This window comes from Nitrospira sp. Kam-Ns4a, from assembly GCF_965152595.1.
Genome location: NZ_OZ224218.1, coordinates 1,035,859 through 1,048,886, shown reverse-complemented (window position 1 = coordinate 1,048,886; position 13,028 = coordinate 1,035,859). Strand labels below are relative to the sequence as shown.

The window sequence follows — 13,028 nt, the reverse complement described above, 5'->3', positions numbered from 1 at the left end:
GGAGCGCTCCGAGCGATGACGGTCCGAGCGAGCGTCAGGACCTGGTGGCTGCGGCTGGCCGTGCTGACCAGAAAGGAGCTCCTGCAACTGGGGCGGGACCTACCGCTGCTCCTGTTCCTCGTGTATTCTTTCTCGCTCTCCGTGTACGTCAGCGGGGTGGGGATCACGATGCAGCTCACGAACGCCGCCCTGCTTGTGCACGACGGGGACCACAGCGCCCTGTCCCGGGACCTGATCCACCGATTCCGCCAGCCCTATTTCCGCCTGCTCGGGGAGATCGTCCACCCGGCTGAGGGACAGCGCCGGCTGGACGAGGGCTCGGCCATGCTCGTGCTGGATATTCCACCCCGCTTTCAGGAGGCGATCCGGGGCGGGGTGCCGGGGACGCTCCAGCTCCAGGTGGATACGACCAACGCGCCCCAGGGCCTCTCGGCGGCCGGCTACGCGGCGCGAATCGTCGGCCAGTTCGGGCAGGACACCAGGAGCTTGAGCCTTGGCCTAGCGGCGGACGCTGAGGCCCATCTGCCGCTTGTGAGGAGCGAGTACCGCGTCTGGTTCAACCCCAACCAGGACGAGACCTGGTTCCAGTCCATCTCGCACGTGCTGCGCATGATCACCCTCTTCGGCCTCCTGCTGCCCGCCGCCGCCCTGGTCCGCGAGAAGGAGCGTGGCACGGTGGAGCAGCTCCTGGTGGCGCCGGTCACGCCGTTCCAGATCATGTTCTCCAAGGTCCTGGCGATGATGGCCGTGATCCTCGCCGCGACGGCCGGAGCGGTCTACGGGGTGCTCCAGCCAGCCTTCGGCGTGCCGATGAAGGGCAGCGGCGTCCTGTTCTTCCTGCTGACTGCCCTCTACGGCTTCACGACGGCCGGCCTCGGGCTCCTGGCCGCGACCGTCGCGCGGAACCAGGCGCAGGTCGGAATGATCTCGCTCCTCGTGGTCGCGCCGATGCTCATGCTCTCGGGCATCTCGACGCCGTTCGAGGCGATGCCGACGTGGGTGCAGTCGCTCATGGCCTTGTCGCCGCTCCGGTACTACATCGACGTGACCTATGGCCTCTTCTTGAAGGGAGCGGGCCTGGCGGATCTCTGGAGGCCGGTGGGGACCATGCTCCTGCTCGGCGGGACGCTCTTGTCGTTCGGTCTGTGGCGTTTCCGTAGGCAATTCGGTTAAATAGCGCCTACAGGAGGGGGGTGTGACCGAGACGAAGACGGACGCGCAGCCGACAGAGGACATCGAGCCCGACGTCTCGCTCGACGGGGCGGGGACCCTGCGATGCACGGGCTCCTGGACGATTCCGCACCTCGCCGGCGTGGAGGCGCGGTTGGCGGCCCTCCTCCGGGGCGGCGGCGACTCGCGCGGGTGCGTGGTGACCTGCGAGGCGAGCGGGATCACCGCCATGGACACGGGCGGGGCCTGGCTCCTCCGGCGGACCCTCGAGGGGTTGCGGGCGCAGGGGCGCGAGGTCGCGTTGCGAGGGCTGGAACCGCGGTTCGTGGAGCTGCTGGAGATTGTGGGCCGGCACGCACCGGCCGATGAGCCGGAGAGCGCGCCCGTCGCGCCGCCGCTGGAGCGGCTCGGCCGCGCCGCCTGGAGCCGGGTGCTCCAAGGGCCGCAAGCCCTCGCCTTCCTGGGCGAAAGCACCGCGGTGCTGATCCGGCAGCTCCTGCATCCCCGGCGCATCCGCTGGGCCGCTCTCTTCGGCAGCCTGGAGCGGGACGGGGTCAAGGCGCTCCCGATCATCGGCCTGCTCGTCTTCCTGATGGGGGTGGTGATCGCGTATCAGGGCGCCGAGCAGCTCAAGACCTTCGGCGCCAACATCTTCGTCGTGGACCTCGTCGGCATCTCGCTGCTGCGGGAGATCGCCCCGATGGTCACGGCGATCCTGGTGGCGGGCCGGTCCGGCTCGGCCTATACCGCCCAGATCGGCACCATGTCGGTGACCGAGGAGGTGGACGCGCTCCGCGCCCTCGGGCTGTCGCCGATGGAGCTGCTCGTGATTCCGCGGCTGCTCGCGCTCGTGATCGTCATGCCGCTGCTCACCGTCTACGCGGACGCGGTCGGGGTCTTCGGCGGCATGCTGATCGCCTCCGTCGAGCTGAACGTGAGCTTCGCCGAGTTCATCGCGCGGTTCGAGGAGGCGGTCGCGTTGCGGCACTTCCTGATCGGGATCGGCAAGGCGCCGGTCTTTGCGGCCGTAATCGCCTTGGTCGGCTGCTACCAGGGGTTTCGGATCCGCGGCAACGTGGACAGCGTGGGCCGGCACACGACCATCAGCGTCGTCCAGGGCATCTTCCTCGTGATCGTGATTGACGCGGTGTTCTCGGTGCTCCTGAGCTGGAAGAGCCTGTGACCTTGATGGCCACCGTCTCCGGGCCAGTCCTGATCGAGGTTCGCCACGTCGCCACCCGCTTCGGGGCCGCCGTGGTCCACGAAGACGTGAGCCTCGAGGTCCGCCAGGGCGAGGTCTTCGCGATTGCCGGCGGCAGCGGGTGCGGGAAGACGGTGTTGCTGCGGGAGATGCTGCTGCTTCAGCAACCCACCGCGGGCGAGATCCGCGTGTTCGGCCAGGATCTCGCGACGATGAGCGATGCGGAGCGACTCGCGCTGCGCCGCCGCTCCGGGGTCCTCTTCCAACAGGGTGCCCTGTTCAGCGCGCTCACGGTCGCACAGAACGTGGCCGTGCCGCTGCGCGAGCACACGCGGCTGAGCCCGGCCCTGATTCGGGAGCTGGCGGCGATCAAGATCGCGCTCGCGCGGCTGCCGCCGGAGGCCGGCGCCCTGTATCCGAGCGAGCTGAGCGGCGGGATGCGCAAGCGCGCCGCCCTGGCCCGCTCGCTCGCGCTCGATCCGGAGTTGCTCTTTCTCGACGAGCCGACGGCCGGTCTGGATCCGGTGAGCGCGGGCGCCTTCGATCAGCTCGTCCGGGATCTGAAGACGCTCCTGGGGCTCACGGTGGTGATGGTCACGCACGATCTGGATACGCTGTGGCGCGTGGCGGATCGGGTCGCGGTCCTGGGAGCCGGGCGGGTGCGGGCGCAGGGCACGATGGCGGAGCTGGCGCGCTCGACGGACCCGATCGTCCACGAGTATTTCCACGGGCCGCGCGGGCGAGCGGCGACCGTCGCGGCGCACGGAGGCCGGTCCTAGCGCGCTGGCGGTGCCGGGGCAGGCGGCGGGGTGGCGTATGGAAACCAAAGTCAACTACGTTCTGGTCGGGCTGTTCGTGGTGCTGCTCGGGGTCCTGCTCGTCGGCGGGGTCCTCTGGCTGAGCAAGGGGGACTACCGCGGCGCCTACGACCGCTACCTCGCCTTCATGCGGGAGTCGGTCGCCGGCCTCAGCGTCAATGCGCCCGTGAAGTATCGTGGCGTCGAAGTCGGACGGGTGAAGGAGATCATCCTGAATCCCGACAATCCGGAAGAGGTGCGGCTGACGATGGACATCCGGCGCGGCACCCCGATCAAGGAGGATACGGTCGCGGTCCTCGAAACCCAGGGGCTGACGGGGCTGGCGATCGTGAACCTGACGGGCGGTAGCAAGGAGTCGCCGCCGCTCGCGCCCAAGCCGGGCGAAGACTATCCCGTGATCCAGACCGGCCCGTCCTTCATCTACCGGCTGGACGCCGCACTGTCCCGCCTCCTCGCCGACCAGGGGATCACCCGCCTGCTCACTGACGCGGAGGGTGCCCTCCTGGACGCGCGGGCCCTGATGGACGCGGACAACCGCGCCGCGGTCCGGCAGATCCTCGCCGACCTCTCGACCGTGTCGCACACGCTGGCCGCGCGAAGCGGGCACCTGGACCAGAGCGTTGCCGGTGCGGCCCGGGTCGCCGACAACCTGGCGCGTCTGTCCGCGACGATGACCGAGCAGATCCCGTTGATCCTGGCCCGCGTGGACAAGTCGGCCGCGGCGTTGCAGGCCATGACCGAGGAGCTGGCCAGGACGGGGCGGGCCGTGGGATCGGTCGTCAAGGACACCCGGCCCGACATCGAGCAGTTCACGGGGCACACGCTCGCCGAGGCGGACGCGCTGGTTGCCGAGTTGCGCGATCTGACCGGAACGCTGCAACGGGTGGCGCGGCAGATCGAGCGCGAGCCCGATTCGCTGCTCTTCGGCCGGCGCGGCGGGCCCCGAGGGCCGGGTGAGTGACGTGAGATGGAGATGAGCATCCGCGGCAGGGCGACGAGGCGGCGCAGCCGGGCCACGGCGGCCTGGTGGCTCGTCTGGGGGCTGGGCGCGGCGCTCGCGGCCTGCACGATCGGGGGCGGCGGGGAGCGGGTGCTCCACACCTATCGGCTGGGGAGCGACCGGATGGAGCGCACCGCGCCCGCGCCGGCCGATCCCAAGGCGACCGCGATCCTGCTCGTCAGCCCGCCGCAGGCGCTCGCGGGGTTCGACACGCCGCGCATGGCTTACGTGGCGCGCCCCCACGAGGTGAGCTATTACGCGACCAGCCAGTGGGTCGACGCCCCGGCCCGGATGGTGGCGCCCCTGCTGGCGCAAGCGTTCGAGCGTACAGGAGTCTGGCGTGCCGTCGTGCAGGGGCCGAGCTCCGTGCGCGCGGACTATCGTCTTGATGCGGACAACCTCGCCGTCGCGCACGAGGTCATCGAGCGGCCCAGCCGGGTCCGGCTCACCCTGCGCCTGCAGCTCGTCGAGACGCGCGAGCGGAAAGTGCTCGGAACCCGCGGCTTCGAGGTGGAGGAGGAGGCGCCGGGCGACGACGCCTATGGGGCTGCGATCGCGGCGAACCGCGCTCTACCCAAGCTCCTCGACCAGGCGGCCGAGTGGCTCAGCGGGTGCATGAAGAACGGCGCCGCGCTGGGGTGTTAGCGACATGCGAGACTCGTGGCGCACGGGGTTCAGCTTCGGGCTGACCTCTGGCATCATCACGACGTTGGGGCTGATCGTCGGGCTTTATTCGGGTACGCACTCGCGCGGGGTGGTCGTCGGGGGTATCCTGACGATCGCGCTGGCCGACGCCTTCTCCGACGCGCTCGGCATCCACGTCGCGCAGGAGGCCCAGAATCGCCACACGGGCCGCGAGGTGTGGGAGGCCACGGCCGCGACGCTGGCGTCCAAGTTCCTGTTCGCCCTCTCGTTCCTGGTGCCGGTGCTGGCGCTTCCGCTCGGCGCCGCCGTCGGCGTGAGCATCGTCTGGGGGGTGCTGCTGCTGGCGGTTTTGAGCCTGGCGATCGCGCGGGCACGGGGCGTCCGGCCCTGGCCGGTGATCGGGGAGCACGTGGCCATCGCCGTGCTGGTGGTGGCGCTGACCCATCTGGTGGGCGGGTGGATCGGGGCGCGGTTCAGCGAGTGACGGGCGGCACGCTAGGGCTGGCCGCGCCGATATGGTAGGCTAGCCTGAAAAAGTGGCAGGGTCTGTGGTCAGGTATCACTAGCATAAGGAGTAGGTCATGCGCGGACGAACGATGGCAGCGGCGGGCGTGCTTGTGGCGATGGGAGCGGCGGGGTTGGCGCTGGAGGCAGGAAGCCTCGTGCCCCAGGAGGGGAAGACCGGCGCGATGCCGGAAGCGGCGCACCTGGTGATCCTGGACGGGATCGCGGTGCCGGACATCGGGCCGCTGCCGAGCGTAGTGCCGATCCCGCCGACGAACCTGAACTACAAGGCGAAGGTCGAGCTGGGCAAGCAACTGTACTTCGACGGGCGCTTGTCCAAGAATAACCAGGTCTCCTGCGCTTTCTGCCATATCCCCGGCGCCGGCTTCGCCGACCCGCGCCAGACCTCCATCGGCGTGGACGGCAAAGTCGGCGGCCGGCAGGCACCGACCGTCTTCAACACGGCGTTCAACCACGTCCAGTTCTGGGACGGGCGCGTGAGCTCGCTGGAGGAGCAGGCGATCGGGCCCATCCAGAACCCCGTCGAGATGGCCGAGACCCATGAGAACGTCGTCAAGAAGCTCCAGAAGATCAAAGGCTACCGGGAGCAGTTCCATGCGGTCTTCGGGACCGACGTGAGCCTGCAGGGCATCGCCGAGGCGATCGCTGCCTACGAGCGAACGGTCATCTCGACCAACTCCGCCTTCGATAAGTACATGCTCGGGGACCAGCAGGCGATGAGCGAGGCGGCGGTGCGCGGCCTCGCGCTGTTCAAGGGCAAGGCCCGCTGCATCCTCTGCCACAACGGGCCGAACTTCACCGACAACCAGTTCCACAACCTGGGCGTGCCGCAGGTCGGGCCCTTGAAGGAGGATCTGGGCCGCTACAATGTGACCCGGCAGGCGGCGGACCGGGGAGCGTTTAAGACGCCGACGCTGCGCAGCGTGGCCCTCACCGCGCCCTACATGCACGACGGGGCCTTCAAGACGCTCGAGGAGGTCGTGGACTTCCTCAACCAGGGCGGCGGGCCAAATCCCAACCTGAGCCTGCTCGTCAAGCCGCTGGGCCTGACGGATCAGGAGAAGGCGGACCTCGTGGCCTTCCTAAACGCATTGACCGGCGAGCCGCTGAAGTTCGAGATGCCGAAGCTGCCGAAATAAGAACGACACCCCTCGCCTCGCGCCAGGTTGATGTGGCGTCTCGCGCCACTGCCCACCATCGGGTCTGTAGCCTTTGGCGTCAGCGCTCCCGCCATCCCACACGGTCCCTTCCCGCCGATGCGGTCGAACTCGCCGACAACACAGGCGTTGTGTGTTAGGCTTGCCGCCAGTCCGGCTCTGGCACGCCAATCGCAGAAGTTCAGCACGACTCGTGCGGACCGTGGCACGAAGCCCCGGACTCTCTAACCAGGAGGTGTCTTCGATGAAGGCATTGGGAATCGGCGTGGCGCTGCTGACCGGGACGGTGGTGGCGGCGGGCGTGGCGCTCGCGGATGAGGGCCACGGCAAGAAGGACAAGCTCCAGGCGAAGGTCGAGAGGGCCGCGTCGGCCGCCGTCGCCATTGACCAGGCGATCAAGGCCGCCTCGGAGAAGGTGGCGGGCAAGGTGATCGAGGCGGAGCTCGAGTCCAAGCACGACAAGACGGTCTGGGAGGTCGAGGTCGTCACCGCTGACAGCAAGGTCATGGAGGTCCACGTGGACGCCGCAACCGGCGCCGTCATTGACGTGGAGGAGAAGAAGGCCGAGCGGAAAAGAGAGAGGATGAAGGAGCGCAAGCGGGAACACAAGGACGAAGGCCGGCGGGAGCCGCGGTCCTGAAGAAGGAGACGGCCCATGACGACGGTGGACCACTCGAACCTGACAGCGAAGGATGTGATGAAGTCCCGGGTCATGGTGGCCAGCCGGAAGGCCTGTGCGCGCGACCTGGCCGTGCACTTCATCACGGGGGTCTTCAGCGGTCTGCCGGTGGTAGAGCCCGATCTCAAGCTGGTCGGCGTCGTGAGCGAGTTCGACCTGCTCAAGGCGATCGAGCAGGACCGGGATCTGGCGGCGCTCACGGCCGAGGACGTCATGAGCAAGCCCCCGATCACGGTGGAGGAGCAGACGCCCGTCAAGGACGTGATCCGGCGCATGACCAGGACCAAGGTGCTGCGCGTGCCGGTGGTGCGGAATGGGAAGCTCGTCGGGATCATCTCGCGATCGGACCTCCTGGATCACCTGATGACGAAAAAGCTCTTCGCCGCCTACGGCGGGTTCTGAATCCTTTGCAGGCGAGTGGGGCTCTCAGATGGTGACACCAATTCTGACGACCCTCGAGTCACAACCAACCAAGAGGTGCAGCCATGACGTGCAACGTGGGGGGAGTCGAGCGGCCGATCCGGATCGTCTTTGGGATTCTCCTGGTGAGCCTGGGTGCCTTCGGTGGGCTGCCCGCCGGAGCGGCGTTGGGGGCCTACATCGTGGGCGCGATTGCCCTGGTGACGGGGGCGGTGGGATTGTGCCCGCTCTGGACGCTGTTGGGGATCAATACCTGCGCGACGAAGCCGTCGGGAAAGCGGTGAGGTGACGCGGGGGCAGGGAGACAGGGAGATTCGGCAAGCGCCGTGTCGCCTCTTCTCCGCGTCGCCGTGTCGGGGCGTGTCCATCGCCGCCGGTTGCTGAAAGCTGACGGTTCTGCAGGAAAGAGAGAACATGGCGCGTGTGGAGATCGTCGGGGCGTCCATCGGCGGGCTGCCGGCGGCCTACGAATGCGGGCCCTGTTGGGCCAGCGGCACAAGGTGACGGTGATCTCGAATGTGGATTTCTTTCACTTCGTTCCGTCCAATCCCTGGGCGGCCGAGAGAGTCATGACGCTCACCGTGACGTATCAGGGCGGCACGCGCTTCACTGTAAGCAACGGGCGGCACGCCGTCGTGGCCGACCAGCCAGTCGAGGACGGCGGGACGGATACCGGGTTGAGCCCGCTCGAGCTGTTCGTTGGCTCGCTGGCGAGCTGCGTCGGGTATTTTGTCGCGCGCTTCTGCGCGCGACGCGGGCTCGCCGCCGACGGCTTCACGGTCGAAGCGGAGTGGGAGCTGGCGGAGGGGCCGCACCGGGTCGGTGCGGTGCGGCTCACGGTGCGGCTCCCGGGCGCGCTCGCGCCGGAGGACCAGGTCCGGTTGCTCAAGGTCGCCCGCGGCTGCACCGTGCACCAGTCGCTCGCCGTGCCGCCGGAGGTGGAGATCCGGCTCATCGCACCCGCCCCCGGCATGCCGGCAGCCAGGGCGCGAGGCACGCCGTCGCCTCGACGGACCTGATGGGTTTGGAGAAGGAGGCCGCGTGGGGAAGGAAGGCGACGAAGCTCTGGCACCACGGGGCAGGCACGCGGTGATTCGCGTCAAGCGCGTCTATGAGCCGCCGGCGCGGGGCGACGGCATCCGCATCCTGGTGGACCGCCTCTGGCCGCGCGGGATCTCCAAGGAAGCACTGAAACTCGAGGCCTGGCTGAAGGACGTGGCGCCGTCGGACGCGCTCCGCCGCTGGTTCGCGCACGATCCGGCCAAATGGGACGAGTTCCAGCGCCGGTATGCCGCCGAGCTGGCCGCGAACCCCGAGGCCTGGCGCCCCATCCTCGAAGCCGCGCGCTGCGGGCCCGTCACGCTTCTGTTCGGGGCGAAGGACGCCGTGCACAACAATGCGGTCGCGCTGAAGGCCTTCCTCGATCGCCGGCGGCGGCCACGGGCCTGATCGTTCGCGCTTCGCCTGTTGCGCACGGGCGCGCGATGGAATGGGAGAGCAAGGAGGATTGGCGATGAAGCACGAAGCGTTCACCGTGGCCTCCTATTTCGAGCAGGACCATGATCGGCTGGATGCGCTGCTGACGACGTTCCATAAGCTGAAGCGCACGGATTTCGCGCGGGCCACGGAGCGGTTCCGGGAATTCAAGCTCGGGCTGCAGCGGCACATCGTCTGGGAGGAGGCCCTGCTCTTCCCGCTCTGGGAGGAGCGCAGCGGGATCACGGACGGGCCGACCGCCGTCATGCGAATGGAGCATCGGCGGATTGGGGCCGCGCTGGAAGCGCTGCACCACAAAGTCAAGATCGGCGACCCGGACTGCGATGCGGAAGAGCGGGCGCTGCTCGCGCTGCTGGAGGCGCACAACCTGAAGGAGGAGCGCGTGCTCTATCCCGCGATTGACCAGGCCATCGGGGATGCCGAGCGGGCGACCCTCTTCCAGCGGATGCAGGACCTCCCCGAGGAGCGGGACCACGTCTGCTGCGGCCCGCCGGAAGGGTGATCGAGATCGGGTTGGCTGGAATCACGGACACGATGATGCTATACAGAAGGCGACGGCGCGGGGTCTCCGGCGGCGCCGGATCCGCGCTCCGGCTCGTTGCGGTCAGGACCGGTTGGTTCCCGAGGAAGCCATGACTCTGTTGCAGCCGCCGGACAGCCAGTCGCCGGGATTCCACACGCCAGTGGGCACGCGGCGGACCTTCTTCCAGTGGGTGACCGCAGCCGCCGCGGCATGCATCGGGTTGGGGCTGGCCGTTCCGTTGGTTGGGTATGTGATCTCGCCGGCGCTGAAGCGGCGGGAGCGGCCCTGGGTCGAGGTCGGGACCGTGGACGCACTAGTGCCCGGGGAGCCCGCCCAGCTTGAGCACGTGCAGACCGTGGAGGACGGCTGGTTGAAGACCACCGTGCACAAGGCCGTCTGGGCGGTCAAGCAACCGGACGGCCAGGTGACCGTCTTCTCCCCGATCTGCACTCACCTCGGCTGCGGCTACCGCTGGGACGAGGGCGACCGCAAATTCAAATGTCCCTGTCACGGGAGCGTGTACGACGTGACCGGCAAGGTCCTGGCTGGACCGGCCCCGCGGCCGCTGGATCGGCTCCCCGTGAAGGTCGAGAACGGCCGCCTCCTGGTGGTCTACAAGGAGTTCAAGTCGGGCCTCCCGACGCAAGTCGAACTGTGACGGGTGACGCGTGACTGGGGACGAGTGCCCCGTCCCGCATCCCTCGTCCCGCGTCACGGTATTTGATGGCTTCACGACTCTACGACTGGCTCGACAGTCGGATCAAGCTGCGGCGGCTGTCGAAGACGCTGCTGGATGAGCCGATCCCGGGCGGCGCGAGCTGGATCTACGTTTTCGGCTCCGCCACATTGTTTCTGTTCGGGCTCCAGGCGATCACCGGGATGTGCCTCGCTGTCTACTACGCGCCGACGCCCGATCACGCCTACGACAGCATCCAGTTCATCGAGACCGAGGTGACCTTCGGCGCCTTCGTGCGCGGGCTGCACCATTGGGGCGCCTCCGCGATGGTCATGGCGATCGGACTGCACATGCTCCAGGTGTTTCTCTACGGGGCCTACAAGCCGCCCCGCGAGCTGATGTGGATGGTCGGGGTCGTGCTGTTTCTGCTCACGTTGGCCTTCGCCTTCACCGGCTATCTCCTGCCGTGGGACCAGAACGCCTACTGGGCGACCCAGGTCGGCATCAACATGGTGGGGACCGTCCCTGTCGTCGGGGACCTCCTCGTCCGCGTGCTGCGCGGCGGGGAGACGCTGGGCGCCCTGACCCTCTCCCGTTTCTTCGCCGTCCACGTCCTGTTCTTGCCGGCAAGCTTGGCGCTCGGCATCCTGGTCCATCTGTTCATTCTGCGCCGGGTGGGCCCCGCTGGCCCCTGGCGGGAGGACCAGGCCTCGCTGGGAAGCGAGACGTTCTATCCGCGCCAGGTGTACATGGACGCGGTCGTGATGGCGGCGATCTTCGCCGTCGTCGCGGGGCTCGCGATGACGGTGCCGTTCCCCCTCGCCGACAAGGCCAATCCATCGGACACGAGCTTCGTGCCGGTGCCCGAATGGTACTTCCTCTTCTACTACCAGCTCCTCAAGTACGTGCACGGGCCGCTGGAGCCGCTGGCGACCTGGGTGCTGCCGGTGCTGTTCTTCCTCGTCCTGCTGGCCTGGCCCTTCATTGACCGGAACCCGGCCCGCCACCCGACCGCACGCCCTGTCGCGCTCGGTGCCGGAGGGCTGTTCCTCGCGGTGGTCTTCGCGCTCCTCGGCGTCTCGCTCAGGGACCTGTACGCGGTGCCGCGCGAGGACCCCTCGGTCTCGCGGGGCAAGGCGCTCGTCGCCCAGTTCGGCTGCCTGGGCTGCCACCGGATCCACGGCACCGGTGGCGCGGTCGGGCCGGACCTGTCGTACGTGGGCGATGTCCGTCCGGATCGTGAGTGGCACTATCGGCATTTCCGCGACCCGCAGTCGGTCTCGCCCGGCTCGATCATGCCGAAGTTCCCGCTCTCCGACCAGCAGCTTCATGACCTGACCAGCTATATGTTGAGTCTCAAGCGGCCGGCCTCGTGAGCCCGCCGGCCATTCTGCCCGATGACGGTGCGGCCGCCCGCCCTCTGCGCGTGCTGGTCTGGGTGGGCCTTGCGGGCGCCTGGGGGACATGGGGCATGCCGGCCGAGGCCGCCGCCCAGGTGACCGTCGAGGCCGCGAGCGCCTTCTACTACACCGACGACGTGTCGCTGTTCTCGGCCGCCCGGCGCTTGGCGCTGCGGGAGGATCCGACCCAACCGGTGATCGAGCGCAAGGGGCAGGGCGACGACATGGTCTATGAGCCGTCCCTGGAGCTTCGGCGGGTGTCCCAGTCGTCCTGGGGCAAGACGGAGCTGTCGCTGGAGGCTCAGGGCTTCCTCTTCGCCCGCCATTCGGCTTTCAACCACGGGAGCGGCCGCCTGGGAGTGGCGCAGAGCGTCGCGAGCGGCACGACGATCCGGCTCTTCTATTTCCTCGTGCCGGACCTCTTCCTGGGGCGGAACACCGACCGGCGCGGCGGGAGCCGGCCGCTCGCGGCCGAGCGGCTCACCACTCAGTTCGGGAGCGTGCACCTCGAGCAGCAGGTCGGCCAGACGGTGAACCTCCGGCTGCTCGGCCGGTACGGGGTGCGCAATTACAACGAGGCCTTCGCCCAACGCGACACGACCTTCTGGACGCTGGGCCCGCACCTCGAGTGGCGGATCACCCCCCGTGTGGACCTGCTGCTAGGCTACCACTATGAACGGGGACTGGCCGCCGGCCGCAACCGGCCCCAGCTCAACGACGATATCTCCTACATCAATCATTACGTCTCCATGGAAGTCGTCGCGCGGGTGCTGGAGCGGACCTCGGTGGGCCTGGGCCTCCACTACGAACGGAACGACTTCACGAGCGAGCTTGCAGAGGACGAGCGGCGGGGCAGCCACGAGAATGTGTACCAGGTGGAGGTGGACCTCCGGCAACGGATCACGGAAGGCTTCGTCCTCACGGCGGGCTTTCAGCGGTCCGAGCGCAAGGCGAGTTTCGAGCCGACCGCGTTCATCGACGTCAATCTCTACGTCGGCGGCGAGTATCGGTTCTAGCCCGCGTTCTTCTTGAGCGCTTCCGCTGGGCCCCCCATTGCTCCGTGCAGGCGACCAGTCCCCTGCCTACGGCGGACGGAGGGCCCTCCTCGTCCTCAGGCCGCCCGCTCCCTCGGCGTGCTCGAGCGAGCAAGGGCCGACCCTGCCTCGCATCGCCTTGACCGGCTGTGGTCTAACGCTACAGTGGGCCGGACCCGCACTGTAGCAGGACTCCCCGGGCGGCAAGCGAGCGGAGCGTCGCGACCGGCAAACGGCTGAGAAATCCTGAAGTTTTTGGCTGCTCGCGAGTCGCTGCTCGCCG

At 68.4% G+C, this 13,028-nt stretch carries 16 protein-coding genes; all 16 read left to right on the top strand.

Annotated elements, in window-relative coordinates:
• Positions 1 to 15: 15 nt before the first annotated feature.
• Entirely contained in the window at positions 16 to 1,173 is a 1,158-nt protein-coding gene (locus ACWHYQ_RS05180) for an ABC transporter permease (RefSeq protein WP_447974668.1), read from the top strand.
• A gap of 22 nt (positions 1,174 to 1,195) precedes the next feature.
• Positions 1,196 to 2,353 carry an ABC transporter permease gene (locus tag ACWHYQ_RS05175; protein WP_447974667.1) on the top strand — a complete coding sequence of 386 codons (1,158 nt, stop codon included), beginning with the start codon at positions 1,196 to 1,198 and terminating at the stop codon, positions 2,351 to 2,353.
• Between the two features lie 5 nt (positions 2,354 to 2,358).
• Complete coding sequence (locus tag ACWHYQ_RS05170) at positions 2,359 to 3,150, top strand: ABC transporter ATP-binding protein (RefSeq protein ID WP_447975526.1); 792 nt, start codon at positions 2,359 to 2,361, stop codon at positions 3,148 to 3,150.
• Between the two features lie 37 nt (positions 3,151 to 3,187).
• A complete protein-coding gene (locus tag ACWHYQ_RS05165; RefSeq protein WP_447974666.1) occupies positions 3,188 to 4,150 on the top strand; it encodes an MlaD family protein in 963 nt (320 codons plus the stop codon).
• Positions 4,151 to 4,162: 12 nt separating this feature from the next.
• A complete protein-coding gene (locus ACWHYQ_RS05160; protein ID WP_447974665.1) occupies positions 4,163 to 4,834 on the top strand; it encodes an ABC-type transport auxiliary lipoprotein family protein in 672 nt (223 codons plus the stop codon).
• Between the two features lie 4 nt (positions 4,835 to 4,838).
• Positions 4,839 to 5,318, top strand: coding sequence for a hypothetical protein (locus ACWHYQ_RS05155; protein WP_447974664.1), 480 nt, complete (start codon positions 4,839 to 4,841; stop codon positions 5,316 to 5,318).
• 97 nt (positions 5,319 to 5,415) lie between these two features.
• Positions 5,416 to 6,498 (top strand): cytochrome-c peroxidase, encoded by a 1,083-nt coding sequence (locus ACWHYQ_RS05150; protein WP_447974663.1) that lies wholly within the window; start codon positions 5,416 to 5,418, stop codon positions 6,496 to 6,498.
• Positions 6,499 to 6,760: 262 nt separating this feature from the next.
• A complete protein-coding gene (locus ACWHYQ_RS05145) occupies positions 6,761 to 7,156 on the top strand; it encodes a PepSY domain-containing protein (protein WP_447974662.1) in 396 nt (131 codons plus the stop codon).
• Positions 7,157 to 7,171: 15 nt separating this feature from the next.
• On the top strand, positions 7,172 to 7,597 hold the full coding sequence (locus tag ACWHYQ_RS05140; RefSeq protein WP_447974661.1) for a CBS domain-containing protein: 426 nt from the start codon (positions 7,172 to 7,174) through the stop codon (positions 7,595 to 7,597).
• 83 nt (positions 7,598 to 7,680) lie between these two features.
• A complete protein-coding gene (locus ACWHYQ_RS05135; RefSeq protein WP_447974660.1) occupies positions 7,681 to 7,899 on the top strand; it encodes a YgaP family membrane protein in 219 nt (72 codons plus the stop codon).
• A 186-nt stretch (positions 7,900 to 8,085) separates the two neighbouring features.
• Positions 8,086 to 8,634 (top strand): OsmC family protein, encoded by a 549-nt coding sequence (locus tag ACWHYQ_RS05130; protein ID WP_447974659.1) that lies wholly within the window; start codon positions 8,086 to 8,088, stop codon positions 8,632 to 8,634.
• Positions 8,635 to 8,704: 70 nt separating this feature from the next.
• The gene (locus ACWHYQ_RS05125; RefSeq protein WP_447975525.1) at positions 8,705 to 9,064 is read left to right on the top strand and encodes a DUF488 domain-containing protein; all 360 of its coding nucleotides are present in this window, start codon (positions 8,705 to 8,707) and stop codon (positions 9,062 to 9,064) included.
• 64 nt (positions 9,065 to 9,128) lie between these two features.
• Entirely contained in the window at positions 9,129 to 9,614 is a 486-nt protein-coding gene (locus ACWHYQ_RS05120; protein WP_447974658.1) for a hemerythrin domain-containing protein, read from the top strand.
• 130 nt (positions 9,615 to 9,744) lie between these two features.
• Positions 9,745 to 10,293, top strand: a complete 549-nt coding sequence (locus ACWHYQ_RS05115; RefSeq protein ID WP_447974657.1) for a QcrA and Rieske domain-containing protein — start codon at positions 9,745 to 9,747, stop codon at positions 10,291 to 10,293.
• Positions 10,294 to 10,358: 65 nt separating this feature from the next.
• Positions 10,359 to 11,687 carry a cytochrome b N-terminal domain-containing protein gene (locus ACWHYQ_RS05110; RefSeq protein ID WP_447974656.1) on the top strand — a complete coding sequence of 443 codons (1,329 nt, stop codon included), beginning with the start codon at positions 10,359 to 10,361 and terminating at the stop codon, positions 11,685 to 11,687.
• On the top strand, positions 11,684 to 12,727 hold the full coding sequence (locus ACWHYQ_RS05105) for a hypothetical protein (protein ID WP_447974655.1): 1,044 nt from the start codon (positions 11,684 to 11,686) through the stop codon (positions 12,725 to 12,727). Before ACWHYQ_RS05110 ends, ACWHYQ_RS05105 begins: the two co-directional genes overlap by 4 nt.
• Positions 12,728 to 13,028: the final 301 nt, after the last annotated feature.

Bases quoted from the DNA above. Each gene is read 5' to 3' on its own strand.
- ACWHYQ_RS05180 (WP_447974668.1), top strand. From the start codon at position 16: ATGACGGTCCGAGCGAGCGTCAGGACCTGGTGGCTGCGGCTGGCCGTG.
- ACWHYQ_RS05170 (WP_447975526.1), top strand. From the start codon at position 2,359: ATGGCCACCGTCTCCGGGCCAGTCCTGATCGAGGTTCGCCACGTCGCC.
- ACWHYQ_RS05165 (WP_447974666.1), top strand. From the start codon at position 3,188: ATGGAAACCAAAGTCAACTACGTTCTGGTCGGGCTGTTCGTGGTGCTG.
- ACWHYQ_RS05160 (WP_447974665.1), top strand. From the start codon at position 4,163: ATGAGCATCCGCGGCAGGGCGACGAGGCGGCGCAGCCGGGCCACGGCG.
- ACWHYQ_RS05155 (WP_447974664.1), top strand. From the start codon at position 4,839: ATGCGAGACTCGTGGCGCACGGGGTTCAGCTTCGGGCTGACCTCTGGC.
- ACWHYQ_RS05150 (WP_447974663.1), top strand. From the start codon at position 5,416: ATGCGCGGACGAACGATGGCAGCGGCGGGCGTGCTTGTGGCGATGGGA.
- ACWHYQ_RS05145 (WP_447974662.1), top strand. From the start codon at position 6,761: ATGAAGGCATTGGGAATCGGCGTGGCGCTGCTGACCGGGACGGTGGTG.
- ACWHYQ_RS05140 (WP_447974661.1), top strand. From the start codon at position 7,172: ATGACGACGGTGGACCACTCGAACCTGACAGCGAAGGATGTGATGAAG.
- ACWHYQ_RS05135 (WP_447974660.1), top strand. From the start codon at position 7,681: ATGACGTGCAACGTGGGGGGAGTCGAGCGGCCGATCCGGATCGTCTTT.
- ACWHYQ_RS05130 (WP_447974659.1), top strand. From the start codon at position 8,086: ATGCGGGCCCTGTTGGGCCAGCGGCACAAGGTGACGGTGATCTCGAAT.
- ACWHYQ_RS05120 (WP_447974658.1), top strand. From the start codon at position 9,129: ATGAAGCACGAAGCGTTCACCGTGGCCTCCTATTTCGAGCAGGACCAT.
- ACWHYQ_RS05115 (WP_447974657.1), top strand. From the start codon at position 9,745: ATGACTCTGTTGCAGCCGCCGGACAGCCAGTCGCCGGGATTCCACACG.
- ACWHYQ_RS05110 (WP_447974656.1), top strand. From the start codon at position 10,359: ATGGCTTCACGACTCTACGACTGGCTCGACAGTCGGATCAAGCTGCGG.